20 protein-coding genes are annotated in these 18,592 nt (G+C 39.4%); 15 read left to right on the plus strand and 5 right to left on the minus strand.

Annotated features, from left to right (window positions below; translation table 11 throughout):
* The first annotated feature begins 11 nt into the window (after positions 1-11).
* Genes BLS32_RS15355 through coaD form a run of 4 tightly spaced genes read left to right on the plus strand, consistent with a single transcriptional unit; the run spans position 12 to position 2,835 of the window.
* Entirely contained in the window at positions 12-983 is a 972-nt protein-coding gene (locus tag BLS32_RS15355) for a D-alanine--D-alanine ligase (RefSeq protein ID WP_091397869.1), read from the plus strand.
* Positions 980-1,594 (plus strand): zinc ribbon domain-containing protein, encoded by a 615-nt coding sequence (locus tag BLS32_RS15360; protein ID WP_091397872.1) that lies wholly within the window; start codon positions 980-982, stop codon positions 1,592-1,594. The genes BLS32_RS15355 and BLS32_RS15360 overlap by 4 nt, the downstream gene beginning before the upstream one ends.
* 45 nt (positions 1,595-1,639) lie before the next feature.
* Positions 1,640-2,332 (plus strand): DUF421 domain-containing protein, encoded by a 693-nt coding sequence (locus tag BLS32_RS15365; protein ID WP_091397874.1) that lies wholly within the window; start codon positions 1,640-1,642, stop codon positions 2,330-2,332.
* 44 nt (positions 2,333-2,376) lie between these two features.
* Positions 2,377-2,835 (plus strand): pantetheine-phosphate adenylyltransferase, encoded by a 459-nt coding sequence (coaD, locus tag BLS32_RS15370; RefSeq protein ID WP_091397876.1) that lies wholly within the window; start codon positions 2,377-2,379, stop codon positions 2,833-2,835.
* A 38-nt stretch (positions 2,836-2,873) separates the two neighbouring features.
* Here coaD and BLS32_RS15375 read toward each other — a convergent pair whose 3' ends face one another.
* Both BLS32_RS15375 and BLS32_RS15380 read right to left on the minus strand, forming a co-directional pair.
* Positions 2,874-4,223, minus strand: coding sequence for a DEAD/DEAH box helicase (locus tag BLS32_RS15375; RefSeq protein ID WP_091397879.1), 1,350 nt, complete (start codon positions 4,221-4,223; stop codon positions 2,874-2,876).
* An 83-nt stretch (positions 4,224-4,306) separates the two neighbouring features.
* Positions 4,307-4,909, minus strand: a complete 603-nt coding sequence (locus BLS32_RS15380; RefSeq protein ID WP_091397882.1) for an NUDIX hydrolase — start codon at positions 4,907-4,909, stop codon at positions 4,307-4,309.
* Positions 4,910-4,916: 7 nt separating this feature from the next.
* On the opposite strand from BLS32_RS15380, the gene pyrE reads away from it, so the two are divergent.
* Together pyrE and BLS32_RS15390 are read left to right on the plus strand one after the other, a co-directional pair.
* Positions 4,917-5,567 carry an orotate phosphoribosyltransferase gene (pyrE, locus tag BLS32_RS15385; protein ID WP_091397885.1) on the plus strand — a complete coding sequence of 217 codons (651 nt, stop codon included), beginning with the start codon at positions 4,917-4,919 and terminating at the stop codon, positions 5,565-5,567.
* A gap of 57 nt (positions 5,568-5,624) precedes the next feature.
* On the plus strand, positions 5,625-6,017 hold the full coding sequence (locus BLS32_RS15390; RefSeq protein WP_091397888.1) for an orotate phosphoribosyltransferase: 393 nt from the start codon (positions 5,625-5,627) through the stop codon (positions 6,015-6,017).
* Between the two features lie 57 nt (positions 6,018-6,074).
* On the opposite strand, the gene BLS32_RS15395 is transcribed toward BLS32_RS15390, so the two are convergent.
* Positions 6,075-6,803: a biotin--[acetyl-CoA-carboxylase] ligase gene (locus BLS32_RS15395; protein WP_091398437.1), complete on the minus strand. Its 729-nt coding sequence runs from the start codon at positions 6,801-6,803 to the stop codon at positions 6,075-6,077.
* Between the two features lie 94 nt (positions 6,804-6,897).
* Here BLS32_RS15395 and rsfS point away from each other — a divergent pair, with 94 nt between their 5' ends.
* From rsfS to BLS32_RS15430, 7 genes are all read left to right on the plus strand, one after another.
* Positions 6,898-7,269 (plus strand): ribosome silencing factor, encoded by a 372-nt coding sequence (gene rsfS, locus BLS32_RS15400; RefSeq protein WP_091397891.1) that lies wholly within the window; start codon positions 6,898-6,900, stop codon positions 7,267-7,269.
* Between the two features lie 14 nt (positions 7,270-7,283).
* Positions 7,284-9,215 (plus strand): ATP-dependent zinc metalloprotease FtsH, encoded by a 1,932-nt coding sequence (ftsH, locus tag BLS32_RS15405; RefSeq protein ID WP_091397893.1) that lies wholly within the window; start codon positions 7,284-7,286, stop codon positions 9,213-9,215.
* Between the two features lie 98 nt (positions 9,216-9,313).
* Entirely contained in the window at positions 9,314-9,916 is a 603-nt protein-coding gene (locus BLS32_RS15410) for a lactate utilization protein B/C (RefSeq protein WP_091397896.1), read from the plus strand.
* A 1-nt stretch (position 9,917) separates the two neighbouring features.
* The gene (locus tag BLS32_RS15415; RefSeq protein WP_091397899.1) at positions 9,918-10,718 is read left to right on the plus strand and encodes a phosphatidate cytidylyltransferase; all 801 of its coding nucleotides are present in this window, start codon (positions 9,918-9,920) and stop codon (positions 10,716-10,718) included.
* Positions 10,708-11,361 carry a phosphatidylserine decarboxylase family protein gene (locus tag BLS32_RS15420; protein ID WP_091397902.1) on the plus strand — a complete coding sequence of 218 codons (654 nt, stop codon included), beginning with the start codon at positions 10,708-10,710 and terminating at the stop codon, positions 11,359-11,361. The genes BLS32_RS15415 and BLS32_RS15420 overlap by 11 nt, the downstream gene beginning before the upstream one ends.
* The gene (locus BLS32_RS15425; RefSeq protein WP_091397905.1) at positions 11,362-11,646 is read left to right on the plus strand and encodes an acyl-CoA-binding protein; all 285 of its coding nucleotides are present in this window, start codon (positions 11,362-11,364) and stop codon (positions 11,644-11,646) included.
* The gene (locus BLS32_RS15430; protein WP_091397908.1) at positions 11,633-12,406 is read left to right on the plus strand and encodes a superoxide dismutase; all 774 of its coding nucleotides are present in this window, start codon (positions 11,633-11,635) and stop codon (positions 12,404-12,406) included. The genes BLS32_RS15425 and BLS32_RS15430 overlap by 14 nt, the downstream gene beginning before the upstream one ends.
* Before the next feature lie 131 nt (positions 12,407-12,537).
* Here BLS32_RS15430 and BLS32_RS15435 read toward each other — a convergent pair whose 3' ends face one another.
* Positions 12,538-15,171, minus strand: a complete 2,634-nt coding sequence (locus tag BLS32_RS15435) for a valine--tRNA ligase (RefSeq protein WP_091397911.1) — start codon at positions 15,169-15,171, stop codon at positions 12,538-12,540.
* Between the two features lie 313 nt (positions 15,172-15,484).
* Here BLS32_RS15435 and BLS32_RS15440 point away from each other — a divergent pair, with 313 nt between their 5' ends.
* Positions 15,485-15,919, plus strand: a complete 435-nt coding sequence (locus BLS32_RS15440) for a DUF1573 domain-containing protein (RefSeq protein ID WP_091397914.1) — start codon at positions 15,485-15,487, stop codon at positions 15,917-15,919.
* Between the two features lie 34 nt (positions 15,920-15,953).
* Here the strand turns inward: BLS32_RS15440 and BLS32_RS15445 are convergent, their stop codons facing one another.
* Complete coding sequence (locus BLS32_RS15445) at positions 15,954-17,270, minus strand: PDZ domain-containing protein (RefSeq protein ID WP_091397917.1); 1,317 nt, start codon at positions 17,268-17,270, stop codon at positions 15,954-15,956.
* Between the two features lie 120 nt (positions 17,271-17,390).
* On the opposite strand from BLS32_RS15445, the gene BLS32_RS15450 reads away from it, so the two are divergent.
* Positions 17,391-18,584 carry a pyridoxal phosphate-dependent aminotransferase gene (locus tag BLS32_RS15450; RefSeq protein ID WP_091397920.1) on the plus strand — a complete coding sequence of 398 codons (1,194 nt, stop codon included), beginning with the start codon at positions 17,391-17,393 and terminating at the stop codon, positions 18,582-18,584.
* Positions 18,585-18,592 lie beyond the last annotated feature (8 nt).

Raw genomic sequence — 18,592 nt, forward strand, 5'->3', positions numbered from 1 at the left:
AAAAAATCAAAATGAAAAACATAGCCATTGTCATGGGCGGATATTCCAGCGAATTCGAAATCTCGTTAAAAAGCGGCAATGTCGTCTATCAATTTCTCGACAAAACCAAATATAACGGTTTCCGCATTCATATTTTCAAGGAAAAATGGGTTTATGTTGATGCCGATAACAACGAATTTCCCATCGATAAAAATGATTTTTCGGCTTTCGTAGACGGTAAAAAGATCTCTTTCGATGTCGTTTTCAATGCGATCCACGGAACTCCGGGCGAAGACGGTTTGCTTCAGGCTTATTTCGAGCTCATCGGAATGCCGCAATCATCCTGCGATTATTATCAGGCGGCGCTGACGTTCAACAAACGCGACCTGCTTTCGGTTTTAAAGCCATACGGAATCAAATCGGCTACTTCATATTATCTGAATAAAGGCGAAAAAATCAACGCTGAAGAAATCATTTCGAAAGTCGGTTTGCCATGTTTTGTAAAACCAAATAAATCAGGATCAAGCTTCGGGATTTCAAAAGTAAAATCAGCAGCCGAATTGCCTATCGGCATTGAAGTCGCTTACAAAGAAGACAACGAAATTATCATAGAAAGTTTCCTCGACGGAATCGAAGTTTCTGTTGGCGTGATCAATTACAAAGGCGAAATCAAAGTACTTCCCATTACCGAAATCGTTTCTGAAAACGACTTTTTCGATTATGAAGCCAAATATCTCGGAAAATCCCAGGAAATTACACCGGCCAGAATCTCTGATGAAATGACAAAAAAAGTCAGCGATATCGCCAAACGCGCTTATGAAATCTTAAAAATGTCTGGGTTTTCGCGTAGCGAATTCATCTTTGTTGGTGGCGAACCTTACATGCTTGAAATGAACACGATTCCCGGATTAACAACTGAAAGTTTGATTCCACAACAGGCTAAAGCTGCCGGAATTTCGTTGGAAGATTTGTTTACAAACGCTATTGAATTGGCTCTAGCATGATCGTTCTCGCCGGAACAACATCATACAATCAGAAAACAGGAACTGTCAATAATGTAATTTGCCCTGAATGCGATACTTCAACAACATTTACTTATCGTGTTTTGAGAAGATACACGCACCTGACTTTCATTCCGTTGTTTCCGGTTGATACGCTTATTGAAACGCAATGCAACCATTGCAACCGCATTTTTGATTACGATAATCTTCCCGAAAATATCCTTAGGAAAATGCAGCAACGGGAAAGCCAAAGCCAGTTCAGGACACCAATCTGGATGTTTTCGGGGACAATTCTTTTGATTGGTTTCCTAGCTTACAGCGGCTACAATTATTTCATTGTGAAAGACCTAACTGCAGAATGGATCGAAAATCCAATTGCTGGAGATGTGTATGACCTGAAGTTTTCAAACGGCTATTATTCGACTTTAAGAATTGATAAAGCCACAAAGGACATCATTTTCAGTACGGCAAATGACTATCAGGCTGGCATGTTTTATGAAACCGGCAATATTGGTAAACCAGAAAATTATACTTCAAAAAAAGAGCGCTATTTGAAAACCGATTTGAAAAAGCGATATGCCGAAGGCGAAATCATTTCTATAAAAAGGAAATAGCTTTTCAAATTAAAACTTGTACATTTATAAGACAAATCAATCATCATGCATCAAACTTTCGAATGGAATAGGGTTTTATTTAACGAATTGCCGGGCGAATTTTTATTTGAAGTCATCTTCCGTTCGGTGATTATGTTTACCGTTTTGCTGCTGACACTAAAATTGACAGGAAAACGCGGCGTCAAACAATTATCGGTTTTTGAAACGGTAATTATCATTGCACTTGGTTCAGCTGCAGGCGATCCGATGTTTTATGAAGATGTTGGAATTGTTCCAGCTGTGATGGTTTTTACTGTAATCATCATCATGTATCGTTTGGTGACCTGGCTGACGGGAAAAAGCAAAAAATTCGAGGAATTCATCGAAGGAAAAACCGAATGCCTAATCAATGACGGAAAATTTTCGATCAGCACATTTGAAAAAGAAAGCCTCGCCCAGGATGAATTCTTCTCGGAATTGCGATTAAAATCCATCGAACATTTAGGCCAGGTCAAATTTGCATATCTTGAAACCAGCGGTGAAGTCAGCGTTTTTTATTACGAAGATGAAAATGTGCTTCCTGGATTGCCGATCATTCCGCAATTGTTTTTAAACAAAAGCAAAATCATCCTTTCCGACGGACTTTATTCCTGTACATTTTGCGGAAATACGCAAATTCAAAAACCCGGAACAGCAACCTGTAAATCCTGCAAACGCGACGAATGGGTCGAAGCGATAAAAACACTTCGCATTACTTAAATTGAATTTTATTGTATTTTTGAATTTCAATCCAATCCAAAACCATGAGAAAAGCAATATTTCCAGGCTCATTTGACCCAATCACACTTGGGCATTACGACATCATCAAACGCAGCATTCCGCTGTTTGACGAGATTGTGATTGCCATTGGCGTCAACGCCGAAAAGAAATACATGTTTACTTTGGAAGAACGCCTGCGCTTTATTGAAGAAGCTTTTAAAGATGACAAATCTGTTTCGGTTGTGACTTATGAAGGTTTGACAATTGATCTCTGCAAGAAATTAAAAGCTAATTTTATACTCCGCGGCCTTAGAAATCCAGCCGATTTTGAATTCGAAAAAGCGATCGCACATACGAACAGGAAATTGTCAAAAATTGAAACGGTTTTTTTATTGACCGCCGCAAATACTTCTTACATCAGTTCGAGCATTGTGCGAGATGTGCTTCGAAATGGCGGCGATTACACCGTTTTAGTTCCGGATTCGGTAAGGGTAAAATTGTAAGTTTCGCAAATCGTACTTCTGAAATCGCAAATCAAAAATTATTTTTCTTCTTCTTTTTTAATGACTTTTCGGGCAACCTCGATCTTGAATTTCTTGCCTTTCATTTTTTCATCGCGGATATTTTTAAGCAAATCTTTGACCTTTGCAGATTTTACCGCGGCAAATGAAATAAAATCCTTGACTTCAATCAAACCTAAATCGCCTTTTTCAAGTTTTCCTTTTTGGGAGAAAAATCCGACGATGTCAATTTTATTGAGCTTGTTTTTCTTTCCGCCACTGACATAAATCGTTTGAAATTCAGGTGCTTTAGGAAGTTTATTTGAGTTTTCAACATTCAGGACTTTCATTCCGTAATCGATATAATCGAGTTTTTTTTCACTTTCGTGGATGATAATATACGAAGTTCCCGATGCCAGCATTCTCGCAGTCCGGCCGTTTCGATGCGTAAATTCATCATCTTTTGATGGCAAATGATAATGGATAACGTGTTTCATTTCGGGAATGTCGAGCCCACGCGCAGCCAAATCGGTAGTCACAAGATAACTGACACTTCCGTTTCGAAACTGGATCAATGCGCGTTCGCGTTCGTCCTGATCCATTCCGCCATGGTAATATATTGAATAAATTCCTTTTTCATTTAATGTATCGCTGATGCGTTCGGCGGCGTCTCTGTGGTTGCAAAAAACAATTGCCGATTCTGATTTTAACGAGCAAATCAATTGAAACAAACTTTCGATCTTGTCTTTATTTGGCGACAACACCATTTTCATGGAAAGATTGGTTTTCGATTCTTCTTCGGGAATAAAATCCAAAACCGTCGGATGCATGACACGCGTATATTTTGGAATTTCAATATCGGAAGTTGCCGAAACTAAAATTCTCTTGTTCAGCTTCGGCAAACGTGCAATTATAAATGACATTTGTTCGTGAAAACCGAGTTGCAGTGATTTGTCAAATTCGTCAAGAATTAATGTCGTAATGGTGTTTGCTGTAAAAGTTCCGCGGTCGATATGATCTGCAATTCTTCCAGGCGTTCCAATTAAAACTGCCGGCGGATTGCTTAAATTTTTGATTTCCGTTTCAATGGAATGCCCGCCATAGCACACATTCACTTTATAATCGGTTCCCATTTTTTTCCAGACCTGCTCGATCTGCAAGCCCAATTCGCGTGACGGAACCAAAATCAAACATTGAACAGCTTTAATTTTCTCGTCGAGCATTTCAAATATCGGCAGCAAAAAAGCAAGCGTTTTCCCCGATCCTGTTGGCGAAAGCAATAAAACATTGCTGTCATTTAAAATGGTTTGCTGCGCCGTTTCTTGCATTTCATTGAGGTTTTCGATACCTAAATTCAGCAGGATATTATTTGAATGGTGGGGATTTTTCATTTGGCAAAAGTAGGTTTTTATAGTCGAAAGTGAAAAGTGCAAAGTCGAAAGATTTGGATTGTAGTTAAAAACGAAAAAAGCCCCTATAATCGAGACTTTTCCGTTTCAAACAATAATTTAATGTTTTCGTAAGAATTTTTGAGTGCTTCCTGAATTTGCTCCGGATTGAGCCAGGCAACTTTTTCGATTCCTTCTTCGGCCTGCCCGATTGGAATTCCATCAAAATCGGAAGTCATTTCGAACCAATGCGTGATTTTTAATTTGTATTTTCCGTTGCGACGAAATACGTGGTACGTTTTCTCTAACTTTTTAGAAATCAGTAATTTGTTTACTCCGGTTTCTTCTTCTACTTCACGTAGTGCAGTGTATTCGATTTCCTCGCCTTTTTCGATTCCGCCTTTTGGCAGATCCCATTTTCCGTTTCTGAAAATAAATAAAACTTCGCCGTTTTTATTGTAAACCAATCCGCCTCCGGCTTTTTGAACCGGGATTTTTTCCTTCAGTTTTTTGAGCATCTCCTTTTCGTCGGGATAATACAAATACGCCTTTGAAATTTTGTTCTGGAACATTTTCACAATAAGCTGTTCGATATCAATACTTTCAAGCAGGAACATTTGAAAATCTGTTTCTTTCAGGATTTCATTTGTCAAAAAAAGTGGTTTGTCGTTTACAAAAACTTTATACATTTGTAGTATGATTTTTAATAAAGATACAGCCGAAAAAACAGCCGAGTTGCTTTTGCAAATAAATGCAATTAAATTGAATCCGAAAAATCCTTTTACATGGGCTTCGGGTTGGAAATCGCCTATTTATTGCGACAACAGGCTAACACTCTCATTTCCTGCGATAAGAAATTACGTACGGGATGAATTTGCCAAAAATATTGAAAAACAATTTGGAAAACCAGATGTTATTGCCGGAGTGGCGACAGGCGCGATCGGAATCGGGATTCTTGTTGCCGAAAGCCTCGGATTGCCATTCGTCTACGTTCGCCCGGAACCCAAAAAACACGGAAGGCAAAACCAAGTGGAAGGTTTTTTACAAAAAGGACAAAACGTCGTAGTTGTTGAAGACCTGATCAGTACCGGAAACAGCAGCTTACTTGCTGTAGAAGCGCTTCGCGAAGCTGGTGCCAATGTAAAAGGCATGGCGGCAATTTTTACTTACGGTTTTGGCGTTGCAGAAGAAAATTTCAAAAATGCAAAACTGGATTTGTATACTTTATCGAATTACGAGAATTTGCTGAATTTGGCTTTGGCGAAAAAATACATTACTGAAACCGAGCAGGAAATATTGAAAGAATGGAGCGCAAACCCAGCCGGATGGGGCGTTGAAGCGCTTTGAAATTTACATCTTTACGATTAAAAAATTTACCGATTAAACGATTTAACAACCAAAAATATGAATTTAGAAAGCCCGAAAGTCAGCGTTGACAAATCTGCGCAGCAATTGTTTGATTCCTTATCGGATGTAAAGAATTTTGAGAAATTAATGCCGGAAACGATTTCAAAATTTGAAGTTACGGGTGATGATTCGTTTATTTTCGGATTGAAAGGCATGCCGGAAATCAAGCTTAAAATGAAAGACAAATTGCCTCCGAACAAATTGGTCTTAGGCGCTGCAAGTGACAAGCTTCCGTTTACACTAACCGCAAAAATTGACGAAACATCGGCTGACAAATCAGATGTTCAATTGTTTTTTGAAGGCGAATTCAATGCGATGATGGCAATGATGGTTAAAGGCCCAATTTCTAAATTCATTGAAACATTGGCTGGAAATATGAATAAGCTTTAGTGGAATCAATTTTATAATTTATAATTTAAAAACTTCTGTTGAAAAATGGAAGTTTTTTTAATATAACATTTGGATTTGCTTGATTTCAAAATCTTTGAGTTGATCATTTTCCATTAAAACCTGAAGCCTCCCTGATTTGCTGACGCCTTTTATAATTCCCATAAACCGTCCTGCATTTTGATTTTCGAAAACTGTGGGCATTTCTTTTCTGAACAATTCGCTTTCATATTCTTGCCAAAGTGCCGTTTTGTTTTCCTTTAACTTCTCAATGTTCATTTTCATTGATGCCACAATATCGATCAGCAGATTTCCCTTATCAAAATTCTTATCAGTTACAACCGCAAGTGAAGATGCTTTTGGAAGATTTTCAAAATTGGTCTGGTTGACATTTAAGCCCAAACCGGCAACTGAATAAATACTGCCATCGCTTTTGATACTGTTTTCGATCAGGATCCCGCCAATTTTCTTATTAGCTGACATAATGTCGTTTGGCCATTTAATTGACAAGTCAGGGATTTCTTGCTTTTTGAGAACATCAATTACAGACAACGCCACGACGATGTTCAAATCAAAGACATCGGTAATATTGCTTAGCACTTTCTTGATTAAAATACTCATTATAAGATTTTTACCAATTTCAGAATTCCACACCGCGCCCATTTGTCCTTTGCCTTTTGTCTGGTTTTCTGCTGTAACTACAGTAAAATTTGATGTATCGCTGTTGGCTGCCATGGCTTTCAGGAAATCGTTGGTAGAATCTATGGCATCGAGTTTGATTAGCTGCATCGGAAATAATTTTGAAACTAAATTTAATCTTATGTTAAGGATCAAAATTAATCACAAAAAGTGGTAACTTTGCAAACTTATACAAAAATAATAAATGGCGAAAAAAGCAATAAATAATGATGTTTTACTGGCTAACATCATCAAAGGAATTGAAGAAGTAAAAGGCAACGATATTGACATCCTGGATTTACGTGAAATAGACAACGCAGCCTGCGACTATTTTATCATCTGCAACGGAAATTCAAACACACAGGTTAACGCGATCGTTAACTCTGTCCAAAAAACAGTCTCAAAAGAACTTAAAGACAAACCCTGGCACGTAGAAGGCGCGGACAATGCCGAATGGGTTTTAATGGATTATGTAAACATCGTTGTTCACGTTTTCCAAAAGCAAATTCGCGAATACTACAATATTGAGAGCCTTTGGGGTGATGCAAAAATCACTACGATTCAAAACAAATATTAAAGCATTAATCTATAATGGCCAACGATAACAAACCAAATCCAAACAGAGTAAAAATCAGCCCGTGGATTATTTACGGTGCGATCATACTCATTTTTATTTTCATTAGTGTGGCTACCGGAGGACAGAATTTTTCTGAACCGGCAAAAACCACTTCTTCAAAATTCAATAGTTTTTTAGAGCAAGGTGCTGTTGAAAAAGTCATCATTTACAATAAAACCGAAGCAGAAGTTTACCTGACTGCGGCTGCATTAAAAGATCCAAAATTCAAAGCGGTTGCCAAAGATTTGCTTAACCGCCCGAATAAAGGGCCACACTTCGTTTTCGACATCGGGAATGACGAAATTTTCCAGAAAAAACTTGAAACTGCTGTCGCAGAAGGAAAGCTGAAAGATTACAACTTCCTTCCGAAAAGCAACTGGACCGAAATTCTATTCCAATTATTGCCAATTTTAATCATTGCAGCAATCTGGATCTTCATCATGAGAAGAATGAGCGGCGGTGGAGCTGGCGGCGGCGGCGGACAAATCTTCAACATCGGGAAATCAAAAGCGAGGTTGTTCGATGAAAAAACCGATATCAAAACGACTTTTAAAGATGTTGCGGGACTTGAAGGTGCAAAAGAAGAAATACAGGAAATCGTCGAATTCCTGAAAAACCCTGAAAAATATACAAACCTTGGAGGGAAAATTCCAAAAGGTGCCTTGTTGGTCGGGCCTCCGGGAACCGGAAAAACATTATTGGCGAAAGCCGTTGCCGGTGAAGCCAAAGTGCCGTTTTTCTCTTTATCAGGATCAGATTTTGTTGAAATGTTTGTTGGTGTCGGCGCTTCACGCGTAAGGGATTTATTCAAACAAGCTAAAGAAAAATCACCTGCTATTATTTTCATCGATGAAATTGACGCTGTCGGAAGAGCACGTGGAAAAAACAACATGTCTGGCGGAAACGACGAACGCGAAAATACATTGAACCAATTGCTTACAGAAATGGACGGTTTTGGTACGAATTCTAATGTAATCGTGTTGGCTGCGACCAACCGCGCCGATGTGCTAGACAAAGCTTTAATGCGCGCCGGACGTTTTGACAGACAGATTTTTGTAGATCTTCCGGATGTTCGTGAAAGAAAAGAAATCTTTGAAGTGCATTTGGCTCCGCTTAAAAAAGTAGAAGGTTTGGATACCGATTTCCTTGCCAAACAAACTCCGGGATTCTCGGGAGCCGATATTGCAAATGTTTGTAACGAAGCGGCTTTGATCGCTGCACGTTACGATAAAAAAGCAGTTGACAAACAGGATTTCCTTGATGCCGTTGACAGAATTGTTGGCGGACTCGAAAAGAAAAATAAAATCGTTACGCCCGAAGAGAAAAAAGCGATCGCAATTCACGAAGCCGGACACGCGACTGTAAGCTGGATGTTAGAACATGCTGCTCCATTGGTAAAAGTAACCATCGTTCCAAGAGGGCAAAGTTTGGGTGCTGCCTGGTATTTACCTGAAGAAAGACTGATCGTTCGCCCTGACCAGATGCTGGATGAAATGTGTGCAACTATGGGCGGCCGTGCTGCTGAAAAAGTAACATTCAACAGGATTTCAACCGGCGCTTTGAGCGATCTGGAAAAAGTAACCAAACAGGCTCGTGCTATGGTTACGATTTACGGACTCAATGATAAGATTGGGAATGTCACCTATTACGATTCGACCGGACAGAGCGAATATAATTTTTCAAAACCATATTCTGAAGATACCGCGATCATCATCGATAAAGAAATTTCGGCGTTAATTGAAAGCCAATACCAAAGAGCGATCCAGTTGCTTGAAGACAATAAAGACAAACTGAACCAACTCGCTGATATTCTGATAGAAAAAGAAGTCATATTTAAAGACGATCTTGAAGCGATTTTTGGAAAAAGAAACTTCGATGCGAACTTGCAACCAGAAACAGATTTGTAAGAATTTAAAAAATATTCCCATTTAAAAAAAAACTTGATTCATCCGCATTTGAATCAAGTTTTTTTTATCTTTGGATGTTTTCAAACAACAATTAGTATATGAGTCTTTTCAAGAAATTTTTTGGAACCGGTGGTGAATCCTCAGATGAGGACAAGGAAAGTGAGTTCAATAATTTACAGGCAAGCTTCTCTGCTCCCGCAGATGAAAAATTCACTTTCAATTTCAAAAAGAACGGCGGAAAATTTCTGTATTGTGAAAATCTTGCTGAAGTAAAAGACCAGTTTGAAAATATCCTTGAAGAAAATGATTGGTTCGAATCGGAAGCCATGTGTTTTGAGCCGAAGCTTTTTAGTATGCTTGATGACAATAAATTAAGCTACAACAATCCGAAAGATCCGAAATTCCTGCTTGCAAGCTGTGAAAACCTGATTGCTGAAGAAGGTTCAATATTATTTTCTTCAAATCAGATCAAACAGCAAAAACCAAATGATCTTCCGGCCAACATTGTCATTCTAGCTACCACAAGCCAGATTCTTGAAAGCAAAAGCGACGGTCTTCGTGAAATCAAAAAGAAGTATGACCGAAATTATCCAACGAATATTACCACCATTAAATATTTCGAAAAAGCCAAAGAAGAAGATTTCCTTCAATATGGAAGCAGTGCAAAAAACCTCTATTTGTTGCTTTTAGAAGACCTTTAAGATGAATGAAACGCTCACAAGAACGTTATCCGGAATCGTTTATATTGCTTTACTCGTTGGTGCAACCTTATATTTTAACACCTTTTTAATTCTTTTTGGAATATTCCTGATCGTTTCGGTAGCTGAATTTTGTGACCTGATCCAGCTTAGGAAAGACCTACCGATGGTGATTGCCGCAATCGGTTATTTTTTGTTCTCGTATTTTAAAATTACAAAAACAACTGAATTGCTTATCCTTGCTGCGACGCTATTTGTGTCTATACGTTGCATAGCCTATTTATTCAATCGCAGGAACACCAACCTGGATGTACTTTCAAAATATGTTTTCCTAATTGGCTACATTATCCTGCCTATTATCCTGCTGACAAAAATTCCTCAATTGGGTTTTGAATACAATCCGAAAATCATCATTTCCATATTTATTTTAATCTGGACAAACGATACTTTTGCGTTTCTGATTGGGAAGAATTTCGGCAGGAAAAAACTTTTCGAACGCATTTCTCCCAAAAAAACAATTGAAGGTTTTGTAGGCGGACTGATTTTCGCAATGCTTTTTAGTGTAGCAATTGCACTATATTTTATCGGGCAGCCCATTTTAATCTGGCTGATCATTGCTGTAATTGTCGGCATTTTCGGAACAATCGGAGATCTGATTGAATCCAAATTCAAACGCAGCGCCGGAGTAAAAGACAGCGGAAAAATCATGCCCGGACACGGTGGGATTTTAGACCGTTTAGATAGTGTGATATTTGTCGCACCTTTTGTATTTTTGTTTTATCAAATTTTATATTATGTTTCATAAAGAAGGCGGAAAAATTATCCTGATCTCAACGACATTAACTGTCATATTCCTGCTTTTGGCAGACAAATTCATTCATTTGGAATGGCTTCGGATGACAGTCATGCTGGTCATTTTATTTTTCCTGATCATGATTTTGCAATTTTTCAGGAATCCAAAAAGAGAAGTAAACATCACAGACGAACAGATTATTGCTCCCGTGGACGGAAAAGTGGTCGTGATCGAAGAAGTGTTCGAATCGGAATATTTCAAAGACCAACGTTTGCAGGTTTCCATTTTCATGTCGCCGATCAATGTGCATGTGACGCGTTATCCGGTGAATGGAAAAGTAAAATTCAGCAAATACCATCCCGGAAAATACCTTGTTGCCTGGCATCCAAAAGCAAGCACCGAAAATGAAAGAACAACCGTAGTGGTTGAAAACCGAATTTTTGGTGAAATTTTGTACCGACAAATTGCAGGTGCATTGGCCAAACGAATCGTCAATTATGCCGAAGAAGGCATGCATGTTGTTCAGGGAACTGATGCCGGTTTTATTAAATTTGGATCAAGGGTCGATTTATTCCTTCCAATTGGAACAAAAGTTGAAGTCAAATTAAACCAAAAAGCCGTTGGCGGAAAAACCATCATCGCAATAAAATATTAAATGACTGCAAAAGATTTAGATACACGTTTTCAGGAAGCAGTTGATATTGCTACCGAAATGAGCCAGGACGATTTGCCTCAGGACGAGCAATTGCGCCTGTATGCTTTTTACAAGCAGGCAACTTTCGGAACTCCAGCCGCCAATTTTAACACCGGTTTTGATTTGCGGAACGCGTTTAAAACCAATGCCTGGATGCAGATCAGCCACCTTTCAGTGGATGAAGCTAAAGAGTTGTACATTGAAGCCATTCATGCAGCCAAAAAGAAGCTAGATGAAAAGAAATAAAATCTTATTGCTCTGCTCATTTGTAGCGATGCTAAGTTCTTGCAACAATAAAAAGCTGACCGAAGTAGTTGAAGTTCCGCTTCCAACTGCTGAAGAAAAAATGACCATCGGCCATCCCGAAGATGTCAAAGCAGAAGAAGGTACATTTAAAATGTTGGCTTTGCCTTATCAGTACGATGAATTGGCACCAAGCATCGATGCCGGAACGATGGAAATCCACTATTCAAAACATTACCTCACGTATACGAACAATCTTAATAAAGTGGTCGCTGCGACCGAATTTGAGAAACTTCCGATAGAAGAAATCCTTTCAAAACTCGACATGAGCAACGCTGATTTACGTAACAATGCAGGCGGGTTTTACAATCATAATATCTTCTGGGAAAGCATGGCACCAAAAGCTGGCGGCATTCCAAAAGATACATTGGCAATTGCAATTAACCGTGCTTTTGGATCTTTTGAAAATTTTAAAGTGGCATTTCAGGAAGCGGCTTCAAAACAATTTGGTTCAGGTTGGGCTTGGCTCGTTACTGACAAAGCTGGAAAACTACAAATCACAAGTACGCCCAATCAAGACAATCCTTTGATGCCTGGAATGCCGGTAAAAGGTTTTCCGATCCTCGCGCTTGACGTTTGGGAGCATGCGTATTATCTGAATTATCAATACAAAAGAAAAAATTACATCGATGCTTTTTTTAATGTCATCAACTGGAAAAAAGTCGGTGAGCGTTATGAAGATGCGATGCGGAGAAAGTATTAGACCGCTGCGCTGAAAGACCACTGCGTTGCAAGAGTCAAGATCGCTTTGCTGAAAGAAACAAGAAAAAAGCCGCTTCAGAAAATGGAGCGGCTTTTTTATGTTTTTGTTTTTTAATATTGCAACGAAGCCGTCTAACGCAAACTTGTAAGACTCTGCTCGATCATTGCAATTTTAGAAAGCGCATCGGCTTCTTTTTTGCGTTCCATTTCAAGGACTTTTTCGGGAGCGCCAGCAACGAATTTTTCATTTGAAAGCTTGGCTTGTACCGATTTCAAAAAGCCCTGGGTGTATTTCAATTCTTCTGAAAGCTTTGCAATTTCTTCCTCAACATTAATATTTCCGGTTACCGGAATGAAGAATTCATTTGATTTAACTCGGAAAGACAAAGCACCGTCGACTTTTTCAGATACATATTCGAATGCACTAATATTCCCAAGTTTTGAAATTACCGAATCAAAATAAACCGAGGTTTTATCATTGTTGATCGCTTTCAATTCGATGGCATCTTTAAACGCAATATTTTTTTCTTTTCTTATTGTACGGATTCCGGAAATCACTTCGGCAGCATTTTCAAAATCAGCGATCAACTGGCTGTTGAATGCTTTTTGTTCTGGCCAGGTTGAAACGATTAACGCTTCTGATTCTGTTCTTTCTGCAATGAATTGCCAGATTTCTTCTGTCAAAAATGGCATAAACGGATGCAGCAATTTAAGGTTTGATTCCAGCATTTCAATTGCTTTGTCGAATGTTGCTTTGTCAATGGGCTGTTGGTATGCCGGTTTGATCATTTCTAAAAACCATGAACAGAAATCGTCCCAAACCAATTTGTAAATTGCCATCAATGCATCCGAGATCCTGTATTTTTCAAAATGATCTTCGATTTCAACGAGCGTTTGCTGCAATTTGGCATCAAACCATTCGATGGCTACTTTTGAAGATTCCGGTTGCGGAATCGCAGCTGAAACTTCCCAGCCTTTAATCAATCGGAACGCATTCCAGATTTTATTGGAAAATGATTTCCCCTGAACACACAATTCTTCATCAAACATGATATCATTTCCTGCCGATGCGCTTAAAAGCAAGCCTACACGAACGCCATCGGCGCTGAATTTCTCGATCAAATCCAATGGATCAGGTGAATTTCCAAGCGATTTAGACATTTTTCGGCGTTGTTTGTCACGAACCAAACCGGTTAAATATACATTTGTAAACGGTTTTTCGCCCGTATATTCATAACCTGCAATGATCATTCGCGCCACCCAAAAAAACAAAATATCCGGGCCGGTAACCAAATCATTCGTTGGATAATAATATTTAAAATCTTGATTTTCAGGCTCCATGATTCCACCGAAAACCGCCATTGGCCACAGCCAGGATGAAAACCAGGTGTCGAGTGCATCAACATCCTGAGTTAAATTTTCTTTAGTCAGGTTTGGACTGTTGGTTTTGGTTTTTGCCAATGCTACTGCTTTATCGATACTTTCTGCTACGACAAAATCTTCTTTTCCGTCGCCATAATAATAGGCCGGAATTTGCTGTCCCCACCAGAGCTGGCGCGAAATGTTCCAGTCGCGGATGTTTTCAAGCCAATGCCTGTAAGTATTTTCAAATTTCTTTGGGTACAAATTGATTTCGTCACTTTCTAGAACTGCTGTAATTGCAGGTTTAACCAAATCTTCCATTTTCAGGAACCATTGGTCTGACAAACGCGGTTCGATGACGGCTTTTGTCCTTTCGGAAGTGCCGACTTTATTAAGGTGGATTTCGGTTTTCTCCAAATTTCCAAGCGATTCGAGTTCTTTTGAAATTTCTTCCCGAACCACGAAACGGTCTTTGCCTTCATAATGCAAACCAAACGAGTTTAAAGTCGCGTCGTCATTGAAAATGTCGATGATTTCGAGGTTGTGCTTCTCGCCTAGCGCTTTGTCGTTCATGTCGTGCGCCGGGGTGACTTTTAAACATCCGGTTCCGAATTCGATGTCAACATATTCGTCCTCGATAATCGGAATCACGCGTCCGGAAATCGGCACGATCGCCTTTTTGCCTTTCAGATGCGAATACCTTTCATCGTTTGGATTGATGCAGATGGCCGTGTCGCCAAGAATGGTTTCCGGGCGCGTTGTTGCAACAGTCAGGAAATCATTGCTGCCTTCTATCTGATATTTTAGGAAATACAATTTCCCCTGTTGCTCTTCGTAAATGACTTCTTCGTCAGACAAAGTCGTTTTTGCTTGCGGATCCCAGTTGACCATGCGATATCCGCGGTAGATCAAGCCTTTGTTGTACAAATCGACGAACGAACGGATTACAGATGCAGACATGTCGGGATCCATAGTAAATTTGGTGCGTTCCCAATCGCAGGAAGCGCCGAGTTTTTTTAACTGGTCTAAGATAACGCCGCCGTATTTGTCGGTCCATTCCCAGGCGTGTTTGAGGAATTCTTCGCGGGAAAGGTCATTTTTATTGATGCCTTCGGATTTTAGTTTGGCAACAACCTTTGCTTCCGTAGCAATGGATGCGTGATCGGTTCCCGGAACCCAGCATGCGTTGAAACCTTTGAGGCGTGCGCGGCGGATCAAAACATCCTGAATGGTATTGTTTAGCATGTGTCCCATGTGCAAAACTCCGGTCACGTTTGGCGGCGGAATGACGATGGTATATGGTGTGCGATGATCGGGTTTGGAATGGAAATAATTGTTTTTCATCCAGTAGTCGTACCATTTTTGCTCTATGGCTTTTGCGTCGAATTGTGCGGGAATTGTCATAATTGTTTAATCGTTGGATCGTTTAATTGTTGAATCGGACGGCATTATTGCGGTTTAAGACAATGCCCTAGCCCCGATTGAAGCGTAAATCCTTTTTGAAGCTTGCAAAGCGAAAAAAGATTGCAGCGGAAAGCGGGAAACAGCTTCTAAAAAACCATCGAAAATGTTGAAATTAACTTTGGTACATTTTTTGGTAAGCCCGGCTACAAAAGTAAATAAATCGTGCAGTATAAAAAATTAAGATTTAAATATTTGCACATTAATCAAAAGAAAGTACTTTTACCAGAACGTAAACCTTAAAATTGAACCCACAATGAAAAAAATGCTATCATTAATTGCCGTGATTTCCTTTAGTATTACCGGATTTTCGCAGGCTAAAATTGAGTTTCTTGCCAAAGACAACACAATTGATTATGGTACGGTTACGAAAGACAGCGACAGCGGAATCCGTTCGTTTGAATTTAAAAATACGGGAAATGCCCCTTTGATCATTACCAATGTGCAGTCTACCTGCGGTTGTACGGTTCCGTCTAAACCAACAGAACCGGTATTGCCAGGAAAAATTGGAAAAATCGACGTGAAATACAATATGAATGCAGGCCCGATCAGGAAAACGATCACGGTAGAATCGAATGCTACGAATGTTGAAGGCGGGCGTGTTGCACTGAAAATAAAAGGGGAAGTGATTGCGAAAGAAAGCATCAACATCCTCGAAAAGAAAAAATCGCTGCCTACCAGCAATTTCTAATACAATCAAAGCTCCCAAAATCGGGGAGCTTTTTTTATAGGATGCTTTTGAGCTGGAATTTGAATTTTAATTCGGTTCCGTTTCTCATGACCTGAAAAGTCATCCACTTTCCTTCTTCCGATTTGAGTATGTCGTTGATCTCTGCAAGCGAATATTTGTAGGCTGGAAATCCGTTGATCTTAGTTATGGCGTCTCCTTTTTGCAATCCGCAAAGTTCGGCTGCCGAGTTCGGCCTGATGTTTGAAATCAGATAAATGGGTTTTAAAATGAATTTATATTTGAAATCATTTTTATTTCCGTTAATGTCGTATGTATTTGCTTCAACGACCGTTTCCAGTTTTACCGTTTCCTGCACCCATTGCATGCCTTCGTTCTGAAGCTCGATTCCGCTCATATTGTAATGGAAAGGCAAACTGAAATTAGAGTTGCTTTTGACGTACATTTTTTTGTTCCGATAATCAAAAATGACGGTGAACCTTTTCAGGATTTCTGCACCAACAGAGCCTGTTCGGTCTTTGACCATATTGACGCTTTTGATCGAAGCAGAATCGGGGAACGCGATAATGGGGTTGTTGAATTCAAATTTGCCGAAATTTATTCTTGAGATCTTTGCCCGGTTACCATGGATTTCGCCACTAAAACCCCTGCCGAGGTAATCCTGGAAATTTGCTGCTGGAATTGTAATTTGCCTTTCTTCGTTTGGAAACAACCATAAGGCATCGCTGTTGCCAACATCGAGCAGTAATTTTGCATTTACAGGATTTTGACCGATCGCAATTTCTGTGGCCATGTAAGGTTTGTTTTTTTCAATGGTAATCGGGATTTCATTAAAATTTGATGTTAGCTTTTTTCTGATCTTTTTTTCATCGTTGTAAATAATGATTTTTTTGTGCGCGTAATCAATGGCGACCAGGTTGTTTTTAAAAAAATGGTATCCGATGATGCCGTTTACCGGAATGCCTATATGGGTTGAGAAATTAAAATTTTCGTCGAGAACAATATACAGATCGTGGTGCTTGTCGATAAAGCCGTTCATATCCATCACATTTCCAGATGATTTGAGCCCTTCGATTGCTTCATTGCTCCCAAGACCTTTCAGTTTGATTTTCTTTACATTGAAAAAATTGACATCGCCTTTGTCTTCGAGACTTAAAAGAATGGTTTCCTCGACGCCGGTGTCGAGAAGGAAATTTAGTTCGGCGCCATTGACTTTAACGGGTATAAAAATCAGGTTGTTGATGAGTTTGAACGGAATTGTAATCTTGCTTTTATTGGTTTCAAATTCAAAATGGTCCTGCGAATGGATTATGGCAGAAACAAGAAACAATACAAAAGCAAATTTGCTGGTCATATTTAAATGTTTGTGATAAATATAGAAAATTTCCGGTACTTATATATTCAATAATAAAAAGTAAAAGAATTGCCCTAGAATTAAAAAATTCGCAAATTTGTATTTCAAAAAAATACAATCATGCCAAAAGTTTCAAACAAAGGAATGCAAATGCCTGAGTCGCCAATCAGAAAATTGGTGCCATATTCAGAAATTGCAAAAAAGAAGGGCCATAAAGTGTACCATCTGAATATCGGGCAACCGGATATCAAAACACCTGAAGTGGCGATGAATTCGATCAAAAACCTCGATATCAAAGTTTTGGAATACAGCCATTCTGCAGGTTTTGAAAGCTACAGGACCAAACTTTCACAGTACTATAAAAACCATGGGCTTCCGATTGATGTTGCCGATATCATCATCACGACCGGCGGCTCTGAAGCCTTACTTTTTGCGATGGGCTCAACGATGGATCAGGGCGATGAGATCATTATCCCGGAACCTTTTTATGCAAATTACAATGGGTTTTCTACCGCTTCCGGAGTAAATGTTGTGCCGGTGATTTCAAGTATTGATACAGGCTTTGCTTTGCCTCCGATTTCAGAATTTGAAAAATTGATTACACCAAAAACCAAAGCGATCCTGATTTGCAATCCCGGAAATCCGACAGGATATTTATATTCGAAAGAGGAAATCCTGCAACTCGCAGATATTGTAAAAAAACACGATTTGTTTTTGATCGCCGATGAAGTCTATCGCGAATTCACTTATGATGGTGATGTGCATTTTTCAGTCATGAATGTTCCCGGTCTCGAAGAACATGCGATTATGATCGATTCGGTTTCTAAACGTTACAGCATGTGTGGTGCACGAATTGGCTGCATCGTTTCAAAAAACAAAGCGCTTATGGCAGCCGCTATGAAATTTGCACAGGCAAGATTAAGTCCGCCAACATTTGCACAAATTGCAAGTGAAGCTGCACTCGATACACCACAGAGTTATTTTGACGAAGTGATTACCGAATACAGGGAACGCCGGGACATTTTAGTTTCAGAACTCAATAAAATTGAAGGTGTGAAAGTAGCAAAGCCAAAAGGCGCTTTTTATTGCATCGCACAATTGCCTATTGACAACGCAGATGATTTTGCCCAATGGCTGCTAGAATCGTATGACCTAAACGGGGAAACGGTTATGGTTGCACCGGCAGCGGGTTTTTATTCTACTCCGGGCGTTGGCCTGAATGAAGTCAGGATTGCATACGTGCTAAAAAAGGAAGATTTAATCCGTTCAGTAGAAATACTTAAAGAAGCGATTAAAGCTTATAATTCTAAATAGATTTACAA

It is taken from the genome of Flavobacterium noncentrifugens, from assembly GCF_900100375.1.
GTDB lineage: Bacteria > Bacteroidota > Bacteroidia > Flavobacteriales > Flavobacteriaceae > Flavobacterium > Flavobacterium noncentrifugens.